We start from the raw sequence: 26,606 nt of genomic DNA on the forward strand, positions 1-26,606 counted from the left end.
GCGGGTGCGAAACCACTCCCGGAGTTGATTGGACTCTACATGCGGTCAGTTGTTTCAATACCGAGCAATCCAAGGCCAGATTTCAGAACTCGGGAGGTAGTGTCCGCCAGTACGAGGCGAGTGTTCCGCGTCACGCCTTCTGAGCGGAGTACAGGGCAAGCTTCGTAAAAGGTGTGATAGTATCCCGCCAGTTCATAGAGATACTGGGCCAGCAGGTTGGGCCGAAAATCCTCCAGGACATCGTGCACGGCCTCGCCGAACTGGGCGAGTTTCAACGCGAGCTGACGCTCTGCGTCCTCTGTGAAGGACACTTCGGGCGCAAGTTTCACCTCGCCGTCCAGCTTGCGGAAAATGGCACGTGTCCGCACGTAAGCATTGAGCAGGTATGGGGCGGTGTTGCCCTGGAAAGAGAGCATCTTTTCCCAGGCAAACTTGTAGTCGGTCATGCGGTGCTGGCTCAGCTCCGCGTACTTCACGGCGGCAATGCCGATGACGGAGGCGATCTTGGCCTTGTCGTCATCGCTGAACTCACGCTCTTCCACCACGGCACGGGCGCGCTCGATTGCCTCGTCGATGACTTCGAGCAGGCCGACGCTCTCGCCGGAGCGGGTCTTGAACATTTTGCCATCGGGGCCCAAGATGCTGCCGAAGGCGATGTGTACCATGCGGGTGGAGTGACCGCGACGATGGGCAGCCTCAAAGACCTGCCGGAAGTGAAGCTGCTGGGGGGCACCGACCACGTACCAGATTTCGTCCGCCTTCCACTCGATCACTCGATGGTCGATGGTGGCGAGGTCGGTCGTGGCATAGAGGAAGCCACCGTCACTCTTGCGCACGATGCACGGGGCGGGCGTCCACTGACCGTCGCGATTGATCAGGAAGGGGTCTTCTTCGGGCTTCTTCACGCCGTCGGAGAAGACGCAAGCGGCACCTTCGCTGATGCGCGCCTGGCCCTTGGTCAGCATGTCTTCCACCAGGGGAGCGAGGGCATCGTTGTAGTAGCTCTCACCCAGGTAGTGGTCGAACTGGATGCCCAGACGACCGTAGATGTCATGAAGCTGGTCGAGCGTGAGTTTCACGCATTCCTTCCAGATGGCGAGGTTTTCGGCGTCGCCTTGTTGAAGCTTCACCAACTCCGTCTTGCAGGTTTCGAGCACGCTCTCGTCTGCCTTGGTGGCGGCATTGATTTCGCGATAGACTCGCACGAGTTCATGGATGGGATCCTCCTTCAACGCGTCTTGATTGAGGCGGGTCTTCCAGCCATGAATGATCATGCCAAACTGGGTGCCCCAGTCGCCGACATGGTTGTCGGTGACGACGTTGTGGCCCGCCAGCCGGGCAATGCGAGTAAGGCTGTCGCCAATGAAGGTGCTGCGGATGTGGCCCACGTGCATGGGCTTGGCCACGTTTGGCGCGGAGAAGTCCACCACGATGGTCTTGGCTGCATCCACGGCCGGGACGCCGAGGCGTTCGTCAGTGATGAGGCTGGAGAGCGCACCTTGCAGTGCCTCCTTGGTGAGGCGGAAGTTCAGGAATCCCGGGCCGGCGATCTCGGGCTTCTCACAGAGACCGGTCACGTCCATCGCTTCGACGAGCTGGGTGGCCATCGCACGGGGATTGATCTTCTGCTCCTTGGTGGAGAGAAGCTTGGCTGCCGTCATCGCGGCGTTGCTCTGGTAGTCGCCGAAGCGCGAGTCGCTTGCGTTGGTCACTTCAATGACCAAGCCATCCGGCGGACTGATTCCGGCGGTGACGAAGGCGGCGAGGAGGCGTTCGGTGAGGAGCTGGCGATAGGTGGGCATGGAAGATCCCGGACAAACGGGGTCCGCAATAGAGCACACCCTGCGGATTGTGCATCCTCTAACCCTTCGCACTCTCAGTTGCTGAACTGAATCCCAGCGATTTTTTCTGCCATGTCCCGGTTGGCCAGGAAGACCAGTTCCGCCGTGGCAGCCCGGCTCAGGCGAGCGCGCAGGCTGACGATGGGCCCTTGCGTGATGCCATCCACATACGCAGTGATAGGGCGCTTGATGGGGTCGAGATTGCGGAACTCCACGTCAGTATCCATGGAGAGCAGGGCGCTTTTCCAATGGGCGGGCTCCATGACATTGGAGCCTACCAAGAGCCAGGCGGGAGTGTCGGCCAACAAGGGGGCCGCCCCCATGGCGCGAGCGTAGGCTGTGCTCCCCGCAGCGGTGGAGACGAGCGCACCGTCGGCCACCAGCTTGGGCAGGCGGGTCACACCATTTACCTGCACCTCCATCCAGGCGCTCTGGCTGGTGGTTCGCTCCACCCAGGCGTCGTTGAAGGCATAGTCCGTGATGCGTTGTCCATCGACGGTCTCCATTTCCATGAAGATGAGCGGCAGTTGTCGAAAAATCACGTCCTTGGGGGGGAAGGTGCGCTCCTCAAAGACCTGATCCGGGGCATTGAGCAGGAAACCAAGGTGGCCCGCATTGATGCCGAAAAAGGGCAGACGCCGACGCCAGTGTTCTCGAATGGTGCGTAGCATGGCCCCATCTCCTCCCAGGGTCACAATGAATCCCGGATTTCTGAGGTCTTCATGGGGACGGAGTTCGGGTTCCCACTCCTGGCATTTGGGATTGGAGGGATCTGCGAGCAACAGGCAGCGGAGGTCCTCCAGTGTGCCGCGGGACCACGTGGCGGGATTGGTGCCCCGGTAGAGTCCGTAGCGCTCGATGTACCGAAGGGCTGGGGAGGTGAGCAGGTGAGCCACGCTCTCGCCATGCAGCAAGAGGTCGCGAATCTCCGTGCTGGAGTCGTCCAGTTGGATGGGGAAGATCTCCGCGTTCGGAGGCAGGTCGCCTTGGTTGAGGGCGTGGCCAGGGCGCGTCAGGACAGCGAAGCGACCCCTCTGCCACAGTTCCGGCCCCCGCTCCCACCCAGTGTGGATGAGCGATTGGCCAAGCGATCCGCCAGTGAGCCAGTCGGCACCCACCACATGCCAAATTTCGCCCTCTGAGGCATACCTCGATTCAAGAGCAGCGTTCCGGGTGAAGGTGTCCTGCTCCAGGTCAAAAAGATCGACCACGACTTTTTCCAGATCACCGAACGTGAGATCGCAAAGCGCGGCGCGAAAGACGGACGGGACGCTGCCCACCTCCGGCTTGTCCGGTCGGGGACCGCAGGGGACCACTTTGACTTCATCAAACTTCTCTGAAAGCAGAGCAGCGATGCGACGATGATGCAAGCCAGGTGGATTAAAGCTGCCTCCAAAGAGGGCAATGCGGCGGGGCATGGCGGCAAGATGGGTTGAAGTGTGGCAAAGGCCAAGCACAAAACGCTTGGGACTTGGGAGCCGGGTAAGTGCTGTGCTATTTGCCAGCTTAGGCAGCGTTGCAGTCTTGCGTCTGATCGCGGCGAAGGCTAGTTTCAGTAGCCTGCAAAAAATAAATCGTCATCATGCCCCTGGCCCGTCTGGATTGCCCCCACTGTGAGAGTCCCGTGGAAGTGAACGTCACCACCGTGACGCGCTCCAGGGAGTGTCCGTCATGCGGGCGGATGATCATGCTGCAGTTTACCACCAAGACCTCCCGGGTGAAGCACAAGGCGCTGCTCACCAATCTCATGGAGATGGGCGAGGGGGGGAGTGTCGCCGTGATGGCGAAAGCTTCGTCCCGACCAGTCGTCGCTGCCCAGCCTGCCTCCAGCATCGCTGTGGCTGCCCCTGTCAAAGCCGTGGTGCCGCCGCCTGCCAGACCCGTAGCAGTGCCTGCGATGGCGGTTGCGGTCACGCCTGCGCCTAAGCCCGCGACAGCTCAGGTGCTGGTGCCTGCTGCCGATCTCCCGCCAGTCATGCCGCGGCCGCTCGAGGGAGATTTGCGGAACCGGCTGGAACATGATCCGGAGGTGAAATCCAGTGCCCGCTCCCTCATCTGGGGACTAGGAATCGTGCTTTTCCTCCTGGCCATCGCTGTGCTGGGTAAGACGCAAAACTGGTGGGATGAAGTAGCACGTGGATGGGAAGTATTTCATGCCACTTACATGAAGGAGCAGTTGATCCCCAGTGCCCCAGCCTCCTCCGGGAGCGGAGCGGAACGCAAGGACGGATCGGATTCGGGTGCGCCAGTGAAAGCGTCATCCTGGAACCGTGAGCAGGAAGAAGCCATGACGACGCTGAAGTCCTTCCTGGCCGCCAAGGATCTTGATGAGCGCAAAAAGTTCATGCGGGATGCCTCCGTGTTGGAGAAAAGTCTGAAGGACTATTACTCTCGGCAGTCTGATGGTCCTGTGCCCTTCTCCCGGGTGGAGCTTGTAGAAGCTGAGCCGCAGGGACCTCACACTTATCTGTTTGCCGTCGTGGATGCTGAGGGGAACCGCCGCAATGCCATGACGCTGCGACCCGAGCCCGGGGCTCCTTATGTGGTGGACTGGGGCAGCTTTGTTCTCTACAGCGAGATGGACTGGGCGAAGTTCATGGCGGAAAAGCCCACAAGACCGGTGTACTTCCGGCTACAGGTGGTCCCAGCAGAGCACTATAACTACAATTTCCCAGACTCGCAGCGCATGCTCTGCCTTAAGCTGGTGAATCCAGCGCAGAAAGGGGCTCCAGAGCTCTATGGCTATTGTGTGCGCACCTCGACTGTTGGGAGGACGTTGGAGTACCTTACCAAGAAGAATTTTGGTGAAGCGACTGCGATGATTGTGAAGCTCCGTTATCCTTCCCCGGAGGAGAGTGACAGCGTCAACCAAGTGTGGATCGATGAGGTGGTGACGGAGGGATGGATCGCCAGAGGCTACTAGTCCTGACTGTGGGTGTCTTATTTAGAGGAGGTTGTGCGACATCCCTTGCGAGGGCGTGCTCTGTTCACGTGCTGGGATAAGCCCGAGAGATTGAACACGTCGTGGTGATCGATTTGGACAAATATTATTCAGCAATTTTTCGCCCTCTGTAAGAATCCGTCACAGGCACCGTATTTTGCAGCAGTGGTGATCGTGGCACCCGCCGTCACTACCTTCAGCAACCACACCCGTCCTTCATCCTCTTCTCGTCGCCATGAAAATGCATTCTCTTTGCCAGGGCAACCACCTCGACCTGAGAGTGGGACAAAGCCGTCGCGAATTTCTCTATGCAGGTCTCGCAGGTGGTCTGGGGCTGAGCCTGCCGAATCTTCTCAAGCTGGAGGCCGGGTTGACCATTGCCGACGTGCCCAAGGTGGAAGCCAAGGCAGACGCGGTGATTCACATCTATCTCCCGGGGGGGATTGCCCACCAGGAAAGCTGGGATCCGAAGCCCTTCGCCTCCGCTGACTACCGGGGCCCGCTGACCCCAGTGAAGACGAAACTCCCCGGAGTGTACTTTGGCGAACACTTTGCCAAGACGGCTGCCATTGCGGACAAGTTGACGATCATCCGCTCCATGACGCACGGTGAAGCCGCACATGAGCGTGGTACCCACAACATGTTCACGGGGTATCGGCCCAGCCCAGCCATCAAGTTCCCGAGCTTCGGCAGCGTCGTTTCTCATGAGCTTGGGGTGAAGAACAATCTTCCTCCTTATGTCTGCGTGCCCCAGGCTTTCGGTGGTGTGGCAGGTGGTGAATCCATGGGCACTGGCTACCTGAGCACTGCCTACGGACCGTTCAGCCTTGGCAGCGATCCCGCCCAGAGCAATTTTGCCGTGCGTGACCTTGCTCTGCCGAAAGATGTGACTGAGCAGCGCTTCAATCGTCGTCGTGGTCTTCTTGATGCGGTGGATGCTCACTTTAGCTCGCTCGAGAAGTCGGATGCGCTCACCGCCATGGACAGCTTTTACCAGGCCGCCTATGGCTTGGTGAGCTCCCAGAAAGCTCGTGAGGCCTTTGACCTCAATGCCGAGACCGCCAAGCTCCGGGATGAGTATGGGCGCAACCAGGCTGGCCAACGCCTTCTGCTCGCCCGCCGTCTCGTGGAGTCGGGTGTGCGCCTTGTGACGGTGACCTATGGTGGTTGGGATCACCACAGCGACATCAAGAACGGCTTCAAGAACAACGCGCCGAATTTTGACGTCGCCTACGCCCGTCTGATTCAGGACTTGGATGAGCGCGGCATGCTGGATCGTACGTTGGTGATGGTTAGCTCCGAATTCGGCCGCACGCCGAAGATCAACAGCACCAACGGTCGTGACCACTATCCACGCGTCTTCAGTGTCGCCCTGGCGGGTGGCGGTGTGAAGCGCGGCATGGTGTACGGCTCCTCGGATGCCCTCGGTGGTGAGCCTGATTCCGATCCGGTTTCCCCGGAAAGCCTGGCAAAGACGATGTACCGGCTGATTGGCATCAATGCCGACAAGCGGCTCATGGCCGAAGGCAGCCGTCCCATCGACATTGTGAACGGTGGCGAGGTGATCGAAGGCATTCTCGCCTAATAGAACTCACCGCCAGAAATGTGGTAAGCGAAGGCGGTGAAGTGTCTGCTTCACCGCCTTCCTGATATCCGAGCCCACGCCACCCCGAAGCGGGCAGGCGTAAAGATTTCTTTGAGACCGATGTTGACCATGAAAAACTCTCTTCGCCTTGTGGGGGTGGCACTGGTGCTAGCCACCTCAGCCCCGGCCGTGGTGGCCGCTCTGCCCACATTCACCGGCACTTCTCCCACGGGAGTGCAGCGTGGGGTGGAGACGACCCTGACCATCCGGGGGAGCCGACTGGCAGACTTTGACGGTCTCATCTTCTATTCACCGGGCTTCGCTCTCAAGTCCGTGGGGAAAGTGGAGAATGGCTCGGTCGAGACCGTCATCACGGTGGCTCCCGATGTGCCATTGGGCAATCATTTCGTCCGTGTGCGGACTCGTTCTGGCGTGTCCTTTATGCGACAAATCATGGTGGGTCCGTTCGCCAGCGTACAGGAGAAGGAGCCCAACAATGAGTTCGAAGCGCCGCAGGATATTGCCCTGAACCAGACGGTGGAAGGTGTGGCCAACACGGAAGATGTGGACTACTACCGCATCGCGGCCAAAAAGGGTCAGCGCATCAGCCTGGAGATAGAGGCCATGCGTCTTGGGTACATCACCTTTGACCCCTTCATTGCGCTGGTGAACAGTGACCGCTTCGAGGTGGCGGTCTCGGATGATACCGTATTGCATCGCCAGGATGGGCACCTCACCTTTGTTGCTCCCGAAGACGGGAACTACACCATCCAGGTCCGTGAATCTTCCTACCGTGGCAATGGGGATTCCCGCTATCGGTTGCACGTGGGCAGCTTCCGTCGTCCTGAGGTTTGCTATCCCTCGGGTGGCAAGGCGGGCAGCACGCAAAAGGTGAAATTCATCGAAGCGAACGGCGATGTCACGGAGGAGGATGTCACTCTGCCTGCGGAGTCGTCAGACAAGCACATGGTTTACCTCAAGGATGACCCGGCACCCTCCGGCAACATCATGCGTGTCAGCCCTTTTGACAGCTACTTGGAAGTGGAGCCCAATGACAAGGAGGCCAACCGCACCAACCTTGAGGCCCCATGTGCCTTGAACGGGATCATTGAGAAGCCTGGAGATGAGGATCGTTTCTGGGTGAACTTGAAGAAGGGGATGAAGGTGGACTTCTTCGCCTACGCCCAGTCGCTTGGATCCCCCCTGGATCCGGTCCTGGTGCTGACGAATGAGAAAGGAAACCAGATCGGCGCGGCAGATGATGGTGGCACGAAGCGCCGTCTGGACTGCAAACTCTCCGTGACGGCTCCTGCGGACGGTGCCTATTGCGTGATCATTCGCGATCACCTGCAGCGTGGTGGTCCGACGTATGTGTACCGGGTGGAAGCTGTGGCCTCCGTGCCGCTGGTGACGTTCGCTTCGCCAAACTTCGGGGTGAATGACAGCCACAAGCGCCAGTTCATCGCAGTGCCGCGCGGCAATCGCTATGCCACCATGGTGAATGTGACCCGCAACAATGCCTCGGGCGACATGACGTTTGAAGCTCCGAACCTCCCTCCAGGGGTCAAGCTGGTGTCCACGAACATGCCGGGCAATCAGACCAGCATCCCGTTGCTCTTTGAGGCAACGGCAGACGCCCCGCTCGGTGGCGCGGCGGTGCCCGTCACCCTCAAGCCAACGGATCCCGCCCAGAAGGTGGAGGGTAGAATGGCCCAAGAGTTTGATATGGTGCGAAGTGGCAACACGATTTACTACACGGAGCAGGTGGACCAGCTTCCGGTGGCCGTGGTGGAAGAGGTGCCCTATACCCTCGATCTGATCAAGCCGACAACGCCCCTCGTGCCCAATGGGCTCCTGTCTTTAAAGGTGGTGGCCAAGCGCAAAGAAGGATTCAAGGCAGCCATTCGGGTGCTTATGCTGTGGCGTCCCAACGGGATCAACTCGCAGGGCGAGATCGACATTCCGGAGGGCCAGGACGAAGGGACATTCACGCTGGACTCCACGGGGAACGTTTCTCCGGGCACTTACAACCTGACCGTGCTGGGTGAGGCTGAAGGTGGCAATGGGACCATCTATGCAGCCTCACCGTTCTGCGAAGTGACCGTGGTCCCGGCCTATTTGTCCGGCAGCATGCAACTCACCGCGGTGGAGCAGGGGAAAGAGGGCGAGTTCCTTTGCAAGCTGGAGCATGCGCTGCCGTTTGACGGGGAAGCTTCAGCGAAGATTTATGGCATCCCGGATTCCGTGGAGGTCGAGACCTTGAAGTTCAACAAGGACGCGAAGGAGCTGACGTTCAAGATCAAGACGACAGACAAATCCCCGGTGGGCAAGCATGCCAACCTCTTTTGCCAGGTGGACGTGCCGGTGCAGGGGGGGGTGGCAGTGCATCGCATCGCGGGTGGGACGACTCTCCGTGTGGATGCGCCCCGAAAAGCTCCGGCGGCTCCAGCCCAACCGGCCGCCCAAGTGGCTGCGGCCAAACCCGCCACCCCGGCTGCAACTGACGCGCCGAAGAAACAGCTTAGCCGTCTGGAACAGCTCCGCCAGGAGGCTGCTGCCAAGTAGCCCGGTTCTCACCGCGCCCCCTATTCCAGTCCATTTCGCAACGACTCACACTCAAGATCCCCAGGACAGTGTATCCCACCATGAAGACTTCATCTCTCACCTCCAAAGCCCTTCTGGGCATCGGATTGTGTTTCGCGACGGGACTCGTCCGGGCGGAGCAGTCCGGACCGGTGGATTTCGTGCGGGACATCCAGCCGCTGCTTGAATCCAAGTGCGTTGAGTGTCACAACCCCTCCAAGGCCAAGGGCAAGCTGCTCATGGACTCGGGAGAGGGCCTGCTGAAGGGTGGCGAGGGCGGGGCTGCCGTGGTGCCTGGCGCACCGGAGAAAAGCTCCATCTACAGCCGCGTGGTGCTGCCTCATGATCACGATGATATCATGCCGCCGAAGGGCGACCCGCTCACCGCAGAGCAGGCAGATGTGGTGAAGCGCTGGATCGCAGATGGGGCCAAGTGGCCTCAGGGGCTGGTGATCAAGCACAAGACTGAGGAAGAGCTGAAGGCCCTTGCGCGGTTAAAGGAAAAACTCAACAAGCTGGAAAGCATTGAGATTCTGCCCGGGGCATTGACGCTCGAGACTCAGCGCGACAGCCAGCGTGTGCTCGTGTTCGCACGGTTCAATGACGGCACCACCAAGGATGTCACGGAGCTTGCCGAGCTCAAGGTCGCCAACGCTCAGGTGGCCTCGATTAACGGCGTGCATCTCAAGCCAGGTCAGGATGGGGCTACGGAGCTTTCTGCCTCGTTTAGCGGCAAGACGGCCACTGCGGCGGTGAAGGTGGCCAGTGCTACCAAGGACCGTGAAATCTCCTTCCGCCTTGATGTGATGCCCGTCTTCCTGAAGGCGGGTTGCAATACGGGCGGCTGCCATGGCTCCGCACGCGGCAAGGACGGCTTCCGACTGTCCCTCTTTGGCTTTGACCCGGCTGGCGACTATGACCGCGTCACACGTGAAATGAGCGGACGTCGCATCAATCTGGCCATTCCGGAAGACAGCACCTTGATTGAAAAAGCGCTGGGGGAAGTGCCGCACTCCGGCAACGCCTGCTTTGACAAAGACAGCCACCTGAACAAGACGCTGATCGAATGGATCAGCAAAGGCGTGCCGAACGATCCTCCGGACGTGGCGCATGTCACTGGCATTGAGATTTATCCCAAACAGGCGGTCCTTGAAGGGAAGGGGGAGAAGCAGCAGGTCTCTGTGCGTGCCACTTACTCCGACGGCACCGATCGCGATGTGACCAATCTTGTGGTCTTCATGTCCAACAATGATCCGAGTGCGAGCGTGGACAAAGAGGGGCGCGTGACCTCCCATGATCGTGGTGAGGCGTTCATCCTTGCCCGCTTCGACGTGTACTCTGTGGTGTCCCAGTTCATCGTCATTCCGGAAGGATTGAAGTATGAACGGCCGAAGCTGGTGGAAGCCAACTACATTGACACCCTCGTCAATGAGAAGTTGCACAAGCTGCGCATCCTCCCTTCCGGCATCTGTTCGGACCAGGAGTTCCTGCGCCGGGTCTCCCTGGATGTGGTGGGCGTTCTGCCCAGTGCCCAGGAAGTGAGAGAGTTCGTGGCGGATGCCAATCCCAAGAAGCGTGAGGCTCTGGTGGACAAGCTGCTCCAGCGGAAGGAGTTCACCGAAATGTGGGTGATGAAGTGGTCTGAACTGATGCAGATCCGTAGCACGGAGAACAACCAGGGAGCGTACTACAAGAACGTCCTGCTGTACTACAACTGGCTTGCGGACCGCATTGGCAAGAACGTGCCGATGAATGAGATCGTGGCAGAGTTGATCGCCTCCCAGGGGGGCACCATCAACAATCCGCCAACAAACTACTTCCAGATCGAGCGCGAGACACTGAAGGTGACGGAGAATGTGGCGCAGGTGTTTATGGGCATGCGTATTCAGTGTGCCCAGTGTCATAATCATCCGTTCGACCGCTGGACGATGAACGACTACTACGGGTTCATGGCCTTCTTCACCCAGATCGGGCGCAAGCAGACGGATGATCCGCGGGAGACAATCGTATTTAACAGCAAGGGTGGGGAGTCCCGCCACCCGCTGACCAAGGCGGCCATGAAGCCCAAGTTCTTGGGTGGCGACGAGCCCACCCTACAGCCTGGTGAAGACCGCCGTGCGGTGCTGGCCAAGTGGCTGGCCTCACCGGAGAATCCCTTCTTCGCCCGTAACTTGGCGAATATCACTTGGGCACACTTCTTTGGCGTGGGGATCATCGATCCCGTGGACGACGTCCGCATCAGCAACCCTGCTTCCAACCCCGAGTTGCTGGATTCGCTGGGCAAAAAGCTCACGGAATACAATTACGACTTCAAGCGTCTGGTTCGTGACATCTGCAACTCCATGACCTATCAGCGGGCCACCCAGGTCAATGAGAGCAATGAGAGTGACAAGCGCAACTTTGCCCACGCTCTGGTGCGACGCATGCGTGCCGAGGTCTTGGCAGACGCCGTCTCCTCTGTGACCAATACTCCCACGAAGTATCAAGGTTTGCCCCTTGGTGCCCGTGCCGTGCAGATTGCCGATGGTTCAGTGTCGAACTACTTCCTCACCACCTTTGGTCGTGCCAGCCGTGAGACGGTGTGCTCTTGCGAGGTGAAGATGGACCCGACGCTGTCGCAGGCGCTGCACTTCATGAATGGCGATGCCGCCCATGAAAACATCAAACGCGGCAAGGTCGTTGCAACACTGGTCAACGAGAAGAAGCCAGATCAAGAGATCATCCAAGAGCTCTATCTGCGCACCTTTGGTCGTGAGCCTTTGCCCAAAGAGTCAGAAGTCGTACTCAAGCAGATTGCTGAATCCGGCGAGCCCCGTCAGGTGGTGCTGGAAGACCTCTTCTGGGCGCTGCTCAACTCCAAGGAGTTTTACTTCAATCATTAGTCGGCCTCGGTCGCCCCGCCTTGGTCTTCTTTCGGTCACCCTTCAACGGGGAGGCCGGGAAGGAGGTGGGGCATATGTGCCACAGCCGTGCGTGACTCAGTAGAAAGAGAGGGGGCAGATAGCTCCGCCGCCCTTTCTCCGTATTCATTTAGATCCTGTCAGATCGTCCATCCGAAGCCATGACTCATCATCATCGTACTCTTTTCCTCCTCCCGTTTGCCACCGCCTGCGGACTGGCGACCCAGGCTGCTGCCCAGGAGAAGGTCACCTACAATGACCACGTGCGTCCGCTTCTGGAGAACAAGTGTTTCTCCTGCCACAACCCGGACAAGAAGAAAGGGGACCTGGATCTCACGAGCTTTGCTGCGACGATGACGGGTGGGGGCGGTGGCCCTGTGGTGAACCCGGGCGATGCTGAGGGTAGCAAGCTGGTCAGCACGACCAAGAAAACGGCAGAACCGTTCATGCCGCCAGAAGGTGCTCCCCTGAGTGCCGCAGAAATTGAAGTGCTCAGCAAGTGGGTCAATGGCGGGGTCTTGGAGACCGCATCCAGCATTGCCAAAAAGGGCGCGCCCAAGAGCAACCTTTCCATGGTGGTGGCCAAGGCAGGCAAACCGGAAGGCCCCCTGCCCATGCCGGAAAACGTGCTGCTGGAGCCGGTGGCCACGGCACCGCGGACGACCGCGATCACCGCGATGGCGGCCAATCCCTGGTCGCCCCTTGTGGCCATCAGCGGCCTGAAACAGGCTCTGGTGTATGATACCAACACGCAAGTGCTCGCTGGTGTGTATCCCTACCCGGAAGGTTACATCCGCTCCCTGAAGTTTAGCCAGAACGGTGCGCTCCTCATTGCCGGCGGCGGGCGTGGGGGCAAGATGGGCAACGCGGTCGTGTGGGATGTGAAGACGGGCAAACGCGTGGCCGAAGCGGGCAAGGAATTTGATGCCGTGATGAGCGCGGACATCAGCGCCAATCAATCGATGATCGCGATCGGCAGCCCGTCAAAGAAGGTGAAAGTCTTCAATACCTCAACGGGTGAAGAACTCTATGTAAACAAGAAGCACACCGAATGGGTGCTTGCGGTGGGCTTCAGCCCGGATGGCATTCTCCTGGCCAGCGGTGATCGCAATGGCAATGTCATGGTGACAGAGGCGGCGACGGGGGGAGAGTTCTACCAGCTGGACGGGCACAAGGCAGCCTGTACCGGGGTCGCCTGGCGGACAGACTCCAACGTGCTCGCCTCCAGCGGAGAGGACGGCAAGATCAACACCTATGAGATGGAGAACGGCAAGCTCGTGAAGAGCTGGGACGCCCACGCGGGCGGGGTGCTGGCTGTGGCTTTCTCCCCGGATGGCTCCATAGTTTCCTCGGGCCGCGATGGCCTGATCAAGGTCTGGGACATCAACGGGACCAGAAAAGGGGAGTCGAAGAAGCAGGCTGACATCGTGACCGAAGTCGCAGGCTTGTTCGACAGCAAAACCGTTGTCTCAGGTGACTGGAAGGGCGACGTGCGCCTGTGGAGTGCGGACAAGTTCGAAGAAAAAGGTGTGCTTTCCAGCAATCCTCCGCCCATCGCGCAGCGCATCGTGGAGAGTGAGCGTTACGCCACCGAACTGGTGGCCAAGGTGCCCGCAGCGGAAGGTGCCGTGAAGCGGGCCGAGGAGGCCGTGAAGGCGAAGGAGGCCCAGATTGCCGGGCTTCGTAAACAGGTGGAGGACACGGGTGCCCTGCGCAACCAGCTTGATGGTGAGATCAAAAACTACCCCAACACGCTGGCAAGTCTGGAGAAAGCGGTGAAGGAGGCGCAGGCCAAACGGCAGGCCCAAGCAGACCTGATCAAAAAGCACGAGCAACTAGTGTCCCAGAAAAAAGAGCTGGAAGGACAGCTGGCCAAGCTCAATGAGGACAAGGCAAAGCTCACGGCACCCGAGCAGGCGCCCCAGGTGGCGGAGCTCGACAAGAAGATCACCGAGGCAACTGGAAAGCTTGACGGCGTGAAGAAAGAAACCGCCGCGGGTCCTCAGCCTCTGGCGGACTTCGACAAGGCGGTCAAGGCGGCGCAAGATCAAGTCGCAGCCCTGAATAATGGCAAACCTGCCAAACTGAAAGCCTTCGAGGACGCAAAGAAAGCCCTCGAAACGCTGCCCAAATCCATTGCTGAAGCTGAGAAGCAATTGGGGGAATCGCGGGCGGCAGTTGGTGGCGTGCAGGAAAAACTTAAAGCCTTGCGCGATCAGTTGGCGGTGTATCAGAAGCTGCCTTCCATGCTGAGGGCCGCTCAGTTTAACGTGAACGTGCTTGCTGAACGCGAAAAGCTTGAGAAGATGGAGGCCGACTTTGTCGGCTACCAGGAGGCACTCAAGGAGAGCGAGGCTGCCAAGGTCGCGGCTGCGGAACGGATCCAGTTGAGCAAGAAGTCGATTGCTGAAGCGACTGCGGCCTTGCCAGGTGTGGAAGCGGTCCTCGCCAAGGTCAGTGGTGAGCTGCCCGGCGCGGAGAAGATTGTGGAGCCTGCCAAAGCCCAGGAAGCCCAGTTGCTGGGCCAGGTCGAAGAGCAGAAAAAAGCTCAGGGGATGACGGAAGCCGAGCTCAAAGCTTTGGAACAGGAAAAGGCCAACCGGGTGGCTGCCGCTCAGAAGGCGGTGACTGATATCAACAATCAGATCGCGGTACTGGCCAAACAAAGAACGGAAGTCAATGCCAAGCTGGATGCTCCAGGCAAAGCAGCCCAAGCCAAGAAGGAGGCCCTGGCAAAGGTGGACGGTGAACTGAGTGCGGCGAAGACGGCGCTTGAGGCAGCGACAAAGGCCGAGGCCAAGCGCGCTGCTGAGGTCAAAGAAAAGGAAGCTGCCTTGGTGAAAATAAATGAGCGGATCGCTGCAGCCGACAAGGCTGTGCAATTGGCCAAGGTTGCGAAGGAGGAATCCGGAAAGGCTTTGAGCGCAGCACAAGCTGCTCTGGCAGCCGCGGAGAAAGCCCTGGCTGATGCTCCTGCTGAACAAAAGGCAGGCGCTCAGAAGCCTTTGGACGACGCCAAAACCGCCGCAGGAGCTGCCCAGAAAAAGGCGGCAGAGGCTTCCACCCAGCTCGCGACGGCAGAGCAGGTCCAGCAGGCTGTGAAGGGAGAAGCTGCCACCGCAGCTGGTCCGATCGATGCCATCAAGAAGCTCCTGGCCGAGAGCCAGGGGGCTGTGAAACAATCCAAGGCTCAGGTGGAGAAGCTCGAAAAAGCTGTTACGCAAGCCAAAGGCGAATTCGAAGCTGCGGAGAAAATCGCTGCACCCTTCCGCAACCAGCAGCAGAACTTGAACAACCTGATTGCTGCCCAGCAGAAGACTCTGGCGGAAAAGCAGGCCGTGCCCGGTGAGGCCGACAAGGAACTGGCTGCGAAGTCACAACCTGTGCAAGCGGCGCTGGCCCAAATCAAATCGACGCTGGATCCCCTGGAAAAGCAGCTTGCAGATGTACGCGCCCGCATTGCTGAGCACATGAAGATTGTGGAGGCCAAGCGTCTGGAAGTGTCCAAAGCGAATATCGAAGTGGACGGCACCAAAAAGCGTCAGGCTGACGGCCAGAAGACCATTGAGAACTCCATCAAGGAAATCGCCGACAAGGAAAAAGCTGTGGTGGAGATCAAAGCGGAGCTGGCCAAGCTGGACCCTCAGCTGCCCCCTCAGCGTGAAAAGGTGAAGCAGATGACGGAACAGTACCTCGCCATGCTGCCGAAGTAGCCGGAGCGGGCCTCACGGCGTGACTTTCACAATCTGCGTCGGACTATTCTTACAGCGTTGCTGCGAGAGTAGTCCGGCTGCGGACTTCGGACTAGGAGAGGAGAAGTGGGCTCAAGAATTGGCGGTTTGATCGATTATCTCACTGGGGCGAAGTGTTCATTTCGAAGGGCTTGAGCGGGAGCTCAGCGGGCGTTTGACCGGGGGAGCGCAGCTGCGCCGACCCACGGCCGGAGTAGGAGCGTGACGCTCTACTCAGGTGACGTGCACCTCCCCCGAATTTGGGTGCCCATCCTGAATTGGCGTGAGCCCGGCAGGGATTCCTCGTATAGTGCCATTTTTCCCGAGCACGACGGCTCGTGGAGAAGCCCGTCTTGGCGGGACTTCAGACAATCAGTATCCCCTTCACAGTCATCCCATAGCCCTGCAAAAGCAGCGCCAGAGGCTTGAGTTGGTGATGTTTTGAAGTGCCTTTTGCGAAAGTGATTTCTCAAACGGGGCGGTCCTGCTCCGTTATGCGACGCCTGCTGTCCCATAGACGGGGGGCTCCAGCCCAGGCAGATACACGCTTTGCGGGCTGGCTCGCATCTTCCATGGACCGCCTGCTGTCCCATAGAACGCCAGCAATCTGAGCAGATCCACCCGGCTCCAAGTCACCCCTCGGATCATCGTGAAGAGGCGGGTGAAGCTGTGCGGCCAGCCCGATACTTGTGCCAGGAACCGCAGCAGCACATAGAGCAACAGGGCCGCCCAGAGCTGCCAGCGGATCGCGTTTTTGCTATGTCCCAAAAAATCACAGATGCAGAGCGTTTGCTTGATCTGCTTGAAGAACACTTCAATGCCCCAGCGGCTCTGGTAGAGTTCTCCTACCGTGCTGGCGGCCCATTCTGTCTGGTTGGTGATAAAGGCCATGCGCACTTCCTTGCCGTCAAGCTCCACGAGCATCTCCACCCGGCGCAGCGGGCCGGGATGTTGCGAAAGGCTCCTGGCTCCTTTGAGCACAATGAGGTCATCGCGCAGCACCTTGCCTTGCGGCCGTGCCTGGAGCTTGCGCGTCACCCGGTAGCTCATGTTGTCCTTGGCACGGGTGACCCAGAAGATGCCCCGCCCGGTCAACTCCCAGAGGTGGGCAAAGTTGATGTAAGCCTTGTCAAACAAGGCAATTTCCCCGTCTTTGAGGCTGGCACAAAGCGCGCGGGAGCGCGAGTCATCATGATGAGAGGCTTCTTCGATGATGGCAAAGGCTGGCAGGAAGGTTTGCAGGTTGAGACGCAAATGGAGCTTGGCCGCCGCCTTGCGCTGCCGGTGCTTGGCCCAACTCATACAGTTGGCCACCAGGGCGATGGTGCTGGAGTCGATGGCGTAGATGGCCCGTCTAAACCGCCGGGGCAGTCCTTCATAGCGCAGGCCAAACCCGGGGTGCCGATGCTGGAGATGATCCAACATCTTCCAAAAGAGGGTCTCCATCAGGTCGCTGTCCCGATTCTTATTGGCATGGGACAGGGTGTTGCGGGCTGGCGGTGTCGCTCCGCGGATGGCAGCGAGGGCCCCGGCATGATGCCTCAAGCTGTCGCACACATCGTTGAGACTGATGGAGTGTGTCAGTTGCGCGTAGAGCAGGCTGACCACGTGACTCCAGGAACTGAAGGTGCGCGGCTGGCTGCCGTGGTGGTGTTGAGCGCAGAGGTTCGCGACCAAGTGCCCGGGAATGAGCTTGCAAAGCTGCCCCAGAACGCTTCCAATGACTTTGGCTGGTTTGAATTTCATCTCAGGCCTACCCTGTGTGGGGTAGGCCGCCAGTCACCTTTTTGTTTCGCTGTGGGACGGCTGTGTATCCCCTTTATGAAATCCAAATTTGTACTCGTGCTTGCCGCTCTGGCCGGGCTCACCCTGGCTCCCTGTATGATGGGGGCGACCATCAAGGAAGAAATGGTCAAGATCGTCGGTCAGGTGCAGCAGAAGGCTGCCGCAGGCAAGTCCACCGCTGAGGACCTCAAACCAGAGATCGAAGCCTTTGATGCACTGCTGGCGCAGCACAAGGATGAAAAGACAGACGAAGTGGCCAACGTGGCCATGATGAAGGCGATGCTCTATGCGCAGATCATCGAAGACGAGATCACAGCCATCAAATTGTTGGGGCAGGTGAAAGCTGACTACCCCGAAACCAAACCGGGTCAACAGGTGGACAAAGTGCTTGCGGCGATCGAGCGGGGCAAAGCCGCGAAGGAGATTAGCAAGAAGCTCGTTGAAGGCGCTGAGTTTCCGACCTTCGAAGTGAAAGACCTGGAGGGTAAGCCGTTGTCCGTGGCTGGTCTGAAGGGCAAGGTCGTCCTGATTGACTTCTGGGCCACCTGGTGTGGGCCGTGCGTGCACGAAATGCCGAACGTGATCAAGGCCTATGAAAAGTTCCACGACCAGGGCCTGGAGATCATTGGCGTGAGTCTCGATCAAGACCGCGCCGCGCTTGATGCTTTCTTGAAGGAGCACAAGATGACATGGCCCCAATACTTCGATGGCAAGGGCTGGGGGAACGAGGTCTCCGGGAAATACGGCATTCAGGGTATTCCGGCCACCTTCTTGCTGAATCGTGAAGGGAAGATCGCGGGTAAAGACCTCCGCGGCGAAGAACTGTCGGCAGCGATTGAAAAGGAGATTGCCAAGAAGTAACACCTGGTCGCAGAGCAGGTGAATGTCAGCTGAGATCGGGCACCCGGTCTCAGCTTTTTCATTCAAGACGATGGTGCTCCAGGAGTCCGGTTCGGTTGCTCTTCAAAGACTTTGTGGCGGATCTACTCCGAAGGAGTTGCAGCAGTCTGGTGGGTCGCGGACCTTCATTGGATTCCTCGAACCTGGTGAGGTGAGCAGGGCGGTAGCAGGGAGGGTTGTCCTTGCTTCTGCGGTACATCTCATCCCGGCACGTGCGCAGCAGGCAGGCGAAGGCGGCGCTTTACGCACGCACTCCACAGCGACTTCGTCGCCAGGCTTTGGGCGTCTTTTGGAACTTGGCTGATGGCCCGGTTCAGGCAAAGAAAGGCCGCTTGATCTTGGCCACGAAGAAGCCGACAAAGACGCCGAAGCTAATGGCGGAGACGAGGGCAAACTCAGGGGAGGCCGGGTTCGGTGGGGCGTCGAAGAACGTGTAGGCGGCCATGGCGACTGGAGACCAAAGCCAAGTCAGCAGACTGCCTGCGGGAGTCACTGCGGCCCCGGCGAAGGTGATCATCCCGTCCACGATGTGCACCCCGGCCATGAGCAAGCATCCCAAGAGGTTCAACGCAGTGCCAATCATGCATGCACCGAGGGAGAAAGTCCCGGGATTGGCCCGCTGGAGCTCCTGCTCCTCCTGAAGTTCATCGGTGGTGTCGATCAACGGATGGCCGGACAGGAAAGTGGGATAAGGTCTCCAAAAATCTTTGCCGTTTACCGCGGCGATCCAGTCGTCGTTTTCGCGGTGTTCACAAAGTCCCACCGCAGCAAATTCGTCGATGTCATCAGCGCGCTTGGACACACCCATGAGCTGAAGGGCGTGGGAGATCGGGCCGCGGAAGGCGACCGTAGGTGGCATGATGCAACCTCCATTCTGATAGACCGTGGCGCCTTGTTCACCGAAGCCGCCGATATACGTCGTCTCGATCCAGGCGACGGTTCCGTGTTGCGAGAGCTCGCTGAGCGTATCCTTGATTCCAGAGCACAGGTAGATCAACTCGTCATCGTGGACACAGGGATCGGGAAAGAGGTCATCAAGGTGCTCGTCACTCAGCGGGAGAAAGACCAGATCATGCTTCGCAAGTGGTGTGGGACGGTGCAAGTCATGCCTGGCGGCGTAATCCGTGACGAGGTCGGCTGGTCCGATGATCCCGAAAATAGAGTGTCCCATAAGATGAAAAGGGGAGGTTCTACTGCCTGTTGGTTTGTGCCAAAGGACGGATACCATCAAAGACTCGCAAAAATGGAGCGTCCTGCCAAGTGAAATTCGAACACAGTTCTTCAGGCGGACGCCTAAGCTTGGCGGGTTGATGATTTTTCGTCGGCGAGATGCTTGGCCCATTCATTTACTTGAGACCAGGACGCAATTACAATGCCAGCCCTAGATGGCATTGTCCATCGCCTTGCTTGCCAGTGGCGGGCTGGAGCGGCCGCTTGGGATTGATGGACTTCTTATGGATGGGGCGCGCATTGAAGGCGGCGTACACGCTGGTGAGCGGGCAGGGTTGTCGATGGAGCCTGATATCCGGTTGTCGACGGAGACACCTCCCGACATTTGCGCCATGTGGTTGCAAATTACAGGTTACGTGGGTAGGGTGTGCTCGTCTCGTCCATGAACTCAAAATTACAAGCCGTTCCTGGAAAATCCGGAAAAGGAGATGTCACAGGGCTACCTGAAGCCGATCGTCCACACAAATGAACGCGGGCCGCGTGTGGAGTTTGACATCCCGATGAGCTGAAAACAGGGAAAGATGGCAAACCCTGAAATGATGGTGTTTCGCAGCAACTACGGCTACGGGGACCTCTGGATGACTGTCAGTGTTCTCCTCTCAATTAAATCCTTTGTTGATCCCATACCCATGGGGGAAGAGGAGGCGTACCGGCGCTTCACCGAGGACTTCCTTCGTGCGGACTACAAGAAGTTTGGCTTGGGCATCGAGCTGACCTCTTTCACCAAGACCAAACTTAACGGAAGACCGATTGCAGTGTTTACGCGCCGACAGCCGTACGAACAATCCGGCATGAAATCAATCCGCGCAGGACAGGCGATCCGTGTATTCACGGGCAACTACAAGATCAACTTTCAAATCAACACCCTGGATCCGGATGGCGAGCTCAATGCGGAGGATCGTATCAAGGAGTTCGAACCTTTGTTCAAGCTGATAGGCTCCTCACTAAGGATAGGGAAGTGAGGGGGGGCAAGGGAGTATTGGCACAAAGCTACGATTGTCCTCTGTCTCCTCAAAATGCCTGTTAAAGGCGCCGGATCAAAAAAAGGTGCGCCCTATTTTGGGCGCACCCTCGTCTTGGGTGGGAGATTGCCAATCGGAAGGAATTATCCCTGAGCCTTACTTCTCAGCAAACTGGGCGTCGAAGATGATCTTCGAGGTCGGGAAGTCCAGGGCCTTGACGAAGGCGGCGGACTCGGTGGCACCGAACTCGCGGTCCATGCCGCCGTCTTCCCACTCGACGCTGAGCGGGCCAGCATAGTCGATGTCGTTGAGGGCGCGGATGATCTTCTCGAAGTTGATGTCGCCACGACCCACGGACTTGAAGTCCCAGTAGCGGTTGGGGCGGTGGAAGTCCACATGACCGCCGAAGACGCCGGTGTCGTTGCTCAGATCCCAGGCCACGTCCTTCATGTGGGCGTGGAAGATGCGGTCGCTGAACTTGTAGATGAACTTCACATAGTCCACCCCCTGGTAGCCGAAGTGGGAGGGGTCATAGTTGAAGCCGAAAGCAGGGTGGTAGTTCACGGCCTGAAGGGCACGCTCTGCGCTCGCGATATCGAAGGCGATTTCGGTGGGGTGCACTTCAAGAGCGAACTTGATGCCCAGCTTCTGGAACTCGTCCAGGATGGGGGTGAAGCGCTTGGCGAAGTCCTTGTAGCCGTTTTCGATCTGGCTGGGGAGGTTAGGCGGGAAGCTGTAAACCAGGTGCCAGATGCTGCTGCCAGTGAAGCCGTTGACCACGCTGACGCCGAAGCGCTTGGCAGCGTGTGCCGTCTTGATCAACTCCTCTGCGGCCCGCTGGCGCACACCTTCGGGATCGCCGTCACCGTAGATGTAGTCGGGGAGGATCTGCTTGTGACGTTCGTCGATGTTGTCACAGACAGCCTGACCCACGAGGTGGGCGGAGATGGCAAAGCACTTGAGGCCAGCCTTCTCAATGAGAGCGCGTTTGGCATCGCAGTAAGCCTGGTCCGCCTTGGCGACTTCGAAGTGGTCACCCCAGCAACCAAGTTCCACGCCATCGTAGCCAAAGGTCTTGACCTTGCCGAGCAGAGTTTCCAGAGGGATGTCGGCCCACTGGCCGGTGAAGAGAGTGACGGGTCTGGCCATAATCAGTGTCTTGTAAAGAAGCGTTCAGATTTGGTACTTTCGAGCCAGCGATGCTGTCATGGGGCTGCGAGATTGGCAAAGGGAAAACGGCCGCGACAAGTGGGAAATCACCCCGGAAACGGCGGACGAGTGCCAAAAGCTGGCAGTCGAACGATAAAACTCCAGGAGGGCCGGTAGGGGCTACGCCAGGATCGGTGTGACCACCTTGCCTGCGACATCCGTGAGCCGGAAGTCACGGCCTTGAAAGCGGAAGGTGAAGCGCTCATGATCGATCCCCAGCAGGTGCAGCATGGTGGCGTGCAGGTCGTGGACGTGTACGGGATCCTTGACCACGCCGAAGCCCAGTTCATCCGTTTCACCGTAGCTCACACCGGGTTTGACCCCGCCGCCAGCGAGCCAGGAACTGAAGCAATCCCGGTGATGCTCGCGCCCGTATTCCATCTGGGACCCGGTGCCACGGAGGCGGCCTTGAGAATAGCAGGTGCGACCGAATTCCGAGGTGAAGACCACGAGCGTGTCATCCAGCATGCCTTGATTCTTCAAATCCTGCAGGAGCCCTGCGGCAGGCTGGTCCACCCGGCTCGAAAGGCCTTTGAAGTCCCGCAGGATGTTGCCATGCATGTCCCAGCCGGGCTGGTAGAGCTGAATGTAGCGCACCCCGCGTTGGGCCAGACGACGGGCGAGGAGGCAGTTGGCCGCGAACGTTCCCGGAGTGGAGACCTCAGGCCCGTATAGCCCCTTCACGGCGTCCGTTTCCTGGCTTAAGTCCGTCACCTCGGGTACGGAGGTCTGCATGCGAAAGGCCATTTCATACTGTTCCAGGCGCGCCTGAAGCGCAGCCTCGGGTGCATCGCTTTGGGCCTGAAGTTCCTGCAAGGCTCGTATGGCGCGGCGATTGTTGGCCTCCGTGATGCCCGCAGGATTGCTCAGGAAAAGCACGGGATCCTTGGCGGCCCGGAGCTGCACGCCCTGGTTCTGAGTGGGGAGGAAACCACTGTCCCAGAGCCGGGTGGAGAGTGGCTGGTCCACCGCTCCCTTGGTAATGAGCACCACAAACGAAGGTAGATTGTCATTCAGGCTGCCCAGGCCATAGCTGAGCCAGGCACCCATGCTGGGGCGCCCTGGGAGCTGGGCTCCCGTGCTCATGAAGGTCATGGCCGGATCATGATTGACCGCGTCCGAGTGCATGGACTTGATGAAGCACATGTCATCCGCCATCTTGGCCAGATGGGGGAAGGCGTCGCTGAGCCAGGCTCCGGATTTGCCGTGCTGCTGGAAGGGGATCCAGGAGCCAACAAGAGGGAACTTGGCCTGGTTGCCCGACATGCCCAGCAGAACGGAGCGCCCTTTCTTGAAGGAGTCCGGCAGTTCCTGCCCAACGCGCTCATTCAGAAGCGGCTTGTGGTCAAAGGTCTCCAGATGGGTCATGCCCCCGCTCATGAAGAGACAGATCACCCGCTTTGCCCGAGGAGCGAAGTGCGGCAGACCGGGGCTGCCAGAGCGTACTGCGCCAAGGGGGCGTACGGAACCTGTTTCCTCCGCCAGAAGATCTGCAAAAGCCATTCCGCCCATGCCCAAGGCCGTGCGCGCCAGCATCTGACGGCGGTTAAGGGAACGGGGGGAGGAAGTCATGTTTGGGGGAAAGAAGGTTGGGGGTGGGGCGGGTCATTCCTTCAACAAAGCCTCCTCGCTGCCGAGCAAAACGCGGACCACCATGGTCGTGGCGGCCACTTCTACGGAGGGCAGGCTCGCATCCGCCGGATGCTCGCCATTTTTTGTGCGCAGCGCTTCAACGTCCTGCGGAGTCTGGCTGTAGTGGAGGTGCTCCTCCTCCAGCAGCTTGAGAAGAACGGCGGTCTCTCCGGGTCGAGGGCTGCGACTAGAGGTGAGCCGGAAGGCCTCGGTGACCCGGGCGGTCCGATCCTGCGGATGGGCTCTGACTAGGCGTTCCGCCAACGTGCGAGCAGCTTCCACAAATTCCGGTGCATTGAGCATTGCCAGGGACTGCATGGGGGTGCTGGTCGTGTCCCGCCGGGTGAGGCAGAACTCACGACTGGGCGCGTCGAAGATCGTCATGGTGGGAGGCGGCAGGGTGCGCTTCCAGAAGGTATAGAGACTGCGTCTCCACAAGGCCTCGCCATGATCCTGCTTGTAGTGGATCTGGACGCCGGAATCCTCGTAGAGATTGTCCGGCAGATAGGGGCGTACGGGAGGCCCGCCCATGGTTGGAACAAGCAAGCCGCTGATGGCGAGTGCGTTGTCCCGGATCATCTCCGCGGCGAGCCGGTGGCGGGGGCCGCGGGCCAGCAGACGATTGTCCGGGTCATCTTGCAGCAACTGAGGATCAAGGGGCGTGGAGGACTGCCGGTAGGCGGAGGAGAGCACGAGCATGCGACACAGCCGTTTTACGTTCCAGCCATGGTCCATGAAGTCGGTCGCCAGCCAGTCCAGCAATTCCGGGTGGGTGGGCAGTTCGCCCTGGATGCCAAAGTCCTCAGAGGTCCCGACAATGCCGCGCCCGAAGAACACCTGCCAGATGCGGTTGACTGCTACGCGGGCGGTGAGCGGGTTTCGTCTGTCCACATACCAGCGGGCGAGGCCCAGACGGTTGCGGGGAAACTCTGCGGGCAACGGCAGAATACTCGCGGGGGTTTCTGGAAATACCTGATCTCCGGGCTGGTCGAACTGTCCTCTCGCCAGCACATAAGTAGGACGGCGCGGCTCCATCTCACGCATGACCATGATCTCTCTGGCCTGATTCACCAGATTGTCCTGGGCGGTGCGCAGCTCGTGTAGTTTCTTCAGCGCCGCCTGGCCCTGCGGGTCCTGATCTCTCAGCCAGGCTTCATACCCGGCGTCAGGTGAGGGGGTGGCATCCGGGGCCCGGCCCACAAATGGATGCGTCAGGCCATACCAGATGCCAGCCAGGAAGCCGCGCTCTTCCTGCTTCTTGGGCGGCTGGGGAGGTAGGGCCAACAGGGCGGCTTCCTTGGGGGACAGCGTCTTGTCGAAGATCTTGAAATCGTCGAACGTGGCGTTCTTGATGATCTTGTCGTTGGGGCGATAGCCGATCGTGAGGGCGACATCTTCTTCATCGATATTGTCCTGGAGCCGGACGGCATCGTAGTCGCCCCATTCGGGACGGTACAGGATATCTCGATACAAGTGATCTGACATCACCTCCGCCTCGACCGCTTTGCCATTGATGTACAGTCGCAGCCCAGCCGAGCGGCTGGAGCCGTCATAGCTGGCAACGACATGCGTCCATGCCTTCAGCGGGATGGCCACCTTGGATCGAATCCGGATGGAGTTGCCGGGCGCGTAGTGACTCAGCGAGAACTCGGGGTGGAGATCATTAAGGAGCAGCTCGTAGCCGCGGCTGGCGGCATCCAGGCCACTGCGGGTGCGATGGATCACCACCGCACGGTTCTGCGACTCTTCCGGACGGATCCAGATGGCAATCGAAAAAGGGTCCGACCGCCGGAACACGCCGACATGAGGAAACCTGGCACCATTGTCATCCTCGAACCTCAGGCCGAGTCCGCGGACCCCTTCGCTGGGTTCGATGGATTGACGCGCCACGCCGGTGTTCTTGTCCGGGTGCAGGGTGTCGGAGAAGATCTTCCGCTGGCCGCGTTTCCTATCGCCCACGCTTTCGAACTCGTAGTGTGCCACCGGGGCTGCTGGGGGTGGAGGGCCGTGGTCCTCCACCCACTCGCGGTAGCGTTCACGACTGTTGCCCTGAAGGTTGTCCCACGCAGTTTCTGCCTGCTTGATCTCCTGTAGCATTTGCAGATTGCGCTCCTCGTCCGATGGACTCATGAGCAGCAATCCTGGAGCGGGGATGCCCGCGGTCTGCCGGGGGAAAAGACCGAGCTCAGAGATATTATTGAAAAAGGCTGCCATCTGATAGTACTCCCGCTGAGTGAGGGGATCGTACTTGTGGTCGTGACAGCGGGCGCACTCCAGGGTCAGCCCCAGGATCGCAGTCGAGTTGGTCTTGATCCGGTCCGCTACGTGTTCCTGGCGAAACTCTTCCTCGTTGCTTCCCGCCTCGTTCGATTGCGGCACCAGCCGGTTGAAAGCGGTGGCCAGTACCTCTGTCGTCCGGGGGCGGACGGACAGTTGATCGCCGGCGGTTTGCTGGACGATAAACTCGTCATACGGCAGGTTGTCATTGAAGGCCTGGATGACCCAGTCCCGGTACGGCCAGACGATGCTTTCAGCATCCTCGTGGCGTCCATACGAATCCGCGTAGCGGGCAGCATCCAGCCAGTCGGAAGCCATCCTTTCCCCATACCGTTGACTGGCCAGGAGGCGGTCCACCACGGCCTCATAGGCCTGCGGTGACGTGTCAGCCAGGAAAGCGTCCAATTCCACGAGGGAAGGCGGCAGGCCGGTGAGGTCGAAAGTGACTCTCCGCAGCCAGCGCTCCCGCGAGGCGGGGAGGGCGGGCTCGTGACCTTTGACCCTGAGGTGATTCAGGACAAAGGCATCCACCGGGCTGGTAAGGGGAAAGGTCTCCAGAATCTTTGCGTCTGCCGCCTTCGGCTGGGGAACGGCGTGAGACTTGGGCGGGGTAAAGGACCAGTGCCGCTCGTAAACGGCCCCTTCCGTGATCCATTGCTTCAGCACTTCCCGCTGGGGACCGTCAATGGTCTTGTGGGAGTCCGGCGGCGGCATCACCTCATCCTCATCACTGGAAAAGAGGCGCTCAATCAGCGAGCTCGCCTCTGGCTTGCCGGGGACGATTGCCCCGTCTTTGAGAGCGTCTGCACGCACATCGAGACGAAGGTCTCCCTTTCGCTGCTTTTCATCTGGGCCGTGGCACTGGTAGCAACTGCCCGCAAGGATGGGCTGCACCTGAAAATTAAAGCTGATGGGACTGCCGCTTGCGGCTTGAACGCAGCCTCCTGTCAAGATCACGGCGAGCCCGAACCACCTCGCCAGGGCGGGTGTGGGTGGAGGCAAAAGATTGGGCATGACAGAGGTCCGGCGG

General features: G+C 59.3%; 14 protein-coding genes. 7 read left to right on the forward strand and 7 right to left on the reverse strand.

Annotation, left to right across the window (positions count from 1 at the left end; translation table 11 throughout):
* Window positions 1–35: 35 nt before the first annotated feature.
* Together argS and VSP_RS39475 are read right to left on the reverse strand one after the other, a co-directional pair.
* Window positions 36–1,802, reverse strand: coding sequence for an arginine--tRNA ligase (argS, locus tag VSP_RS14885; protein WP_009961559.1), 1,767 nt, complete (start codon window positions 1,800–1,802; stop codon window positions 36–38).
* Between the two features lie 74 nt (window positions 1,803–1,876).
* Window positions 1,877–3,259 carry an NAD(+)/NADH kinase gene (locus VSP_RS39475; protein ID WP_009961561.1) on the reverse strand — a complete coding sequence of 461 codons (1,383 nt, stop codon included), beginning with the start codon at window positions 3,257–3,259 and terminating at the stop codon, window positions 1,877–1,879.
* A gap of 164 nt (window positions 3,260–3,423) precedes the next feature.
* Between VSP_RS39475 and VSP_RS14895 the strand changes: the two genes are divergently transcribed.
* The 5 genes from VSP_RS14895 (at window position 3,424) to VSP_RS39480 (ending at window position 15,563) form a co-directional block, all read left to right on the forward strand.
* Window positions 3,424–4,764 carry a hypothetical protein gene (locus VSP_RS14895; protein WP_029190464.1) on the forward strand — a complete coding sequence of 447 codons (1,341 nt, stop codon included), beginning with the start codon at window positions 3,424–3,426 and terminating at the stop codon, window positions 4,762–4,764.
* 253 nt (window positions 4,765–5,017) lie between these two features.
* Entirely contained in the window at window positions 5,018–6,367 is a 1,350-nt protein-coding gene (locus VSP_RS14900) for a DUF1501 domain-containing protein (protein ID WP_009961565.1), read from the forward strand.
* Window positions 6,368–6,496: 129 nt separating this feature from the next.
* Window positions 6,497–8,932 carry a PPC domain-containing protein gene (locus tag VSP_RS14905; RefSeq protein WP_156346148.1) on the forward strand — a complete coding sequence of 812 codons (2,436 nt, stop codon included), beginning with the start codon at window positions 6,497–6,499 and terminating at the stop codon, window positions 8,930–8,932.
* Window positions 8,933–9,012: 80 nt separating this feature from the next.
* Window positions 9,013–11,832 carry a DUF1549 domain-containing protein gene (locus VSP_RS14910; protein ID WP_009961569.1) on the forward strand — a complete coding sequence of 940 codons (2,820 nt, stop codon included), beginning with the start codon at window positions 9,013–9,015 and terminating at the stop codon, window positions 11,830–11,832.
* A gap of 179 nt (window positions 11,833–12,011) precedes the next feature.
* On the forward strand, window positions 12,012–15,563 hold the full coding sequence (locus VSP_RS39480; RefSeq protein WP_009961572.1) for a WD40 domain-containing protein: 3,552 nt from the start codon (window positions 12,012–12,014) through the stop codon (window positions 15,561–15,563).
* A gap of 510 nt (window positions 15,564–16,073) precedes the next feature.
* Here VSP_RS39480 and VSP_RS14920 read toward each other — a convergent pair.
* Window positions 16,074–17,327, reverse strand: a complete 1,254-nt coding sequence (locus tag VSP_RS14920) for an IS4-like element ISVsp5 family transposase (RefSeq protein ID WP_009960198.1) — start codon at window positions 17,325–17,327, stop codon at window positions 16,074–16,076.
* Between the two features lie 75 nt (window positions 17,328–17,402).
* On the opposite strand from VSP_RS14920, the gene VSP_RS14925 reads away from it, so the two are divergent.
* Complete coding sequence (locus VSP_RS14925; RefSeq protein WP_009961574.1) at window positions 17,403–18,227, forward strand: TlpA family protein disulfide reductase; 825 nt, start codon at window positions 17,403–17,405, stop codon at window positions 18,225–18,227.
* 352 nt (window positions 18,228–18,579) lie between these two features.
* Here the strand turns inward: VSP_RS14925 and VSP_RS39485 are convergent, their stop codons facing one another.
* Entirely contained in the window at window positions 18,580–19,437 is an 858-nt protein-coding gene (locus VSP_RS39485; RefSeq protein WP_009961575.1) for a hypothetical protein, read from the reverse strand.
* A 580-nt stretch (window positions 19,438–20,017) separates the two neighbouring features.
* Here VSP_RS39485 and VSP_RS14935 point away from each other — a divergent pair.
* Window positions 20,018–20,458 (forward strand): hypothetical protein, encoded by a 441-nt coding sequence (locus tag VSP_RS14935; protein WP_009961577.1) that lies wholly within the window; start codon window positions 20,018–20,020, stop codon window positions 20,456–20,458.
* A gap of 156 nt (window positions 20,459–20,614) precedes the next feature.
* On the opposite strand, the gene VSP_RS14940 is transcribed toward VSP_RS14935, so the two are convergent.
* The 3 genes from VSP_RS14940 to VSP_RS35550 form a co-directional block, all read right to left on the reverse strand.
* Entirely contained in the window at window positions 20,615–21,607 is a 993-nt protein-coding gene (locus tag VSP_RS14940) for a sugar phosphate isomerase/epimerase family protein (protein ID WP_009961580.1), read from the reverse strand.
* Window positions 21,608–21,787: 180 nt separating this feature from the next.
* The gene (locus VSP_RS14945; protein WP_009961583.1) at window positions 21,788–23,239 is read right to left on the reverse strand and encodes a DUF1501 domain-containing protein; all 1,452 of its coding nucleotides are present in this window, start codon (window positions 23,237–23,239) and stop codon (window positions 21,788–21,790) included.
* 33 nt (window positions 23,240–23,272) lie between these two features.
* Window positions 23,273–26,590, reverse strand: a complete 3,318-nt coding sequence (locus VSP_RS35550; RefSeq protein WP_009961584.1) for a DUF1553 domain-containing protein — start codon at window positions 26,588–26,590, stop codon at window positions 23,273–23,275.
* Between the last annotated feature and the right edge of the window lie 16 nt (window positions 26,591–26,606).

This window comes from Verrucomicrobium spinosum DSM 4136 = JCM 18804 (assembly GCF_000172155.1).
Lineage (GTDB): Bacteria > Verrucomicrobiota > Verrucomicrobiia > Verrucomicrobiales > Verrucomicrobiaceae > Verrucomicrobium > Verrucomicrobium spinosum.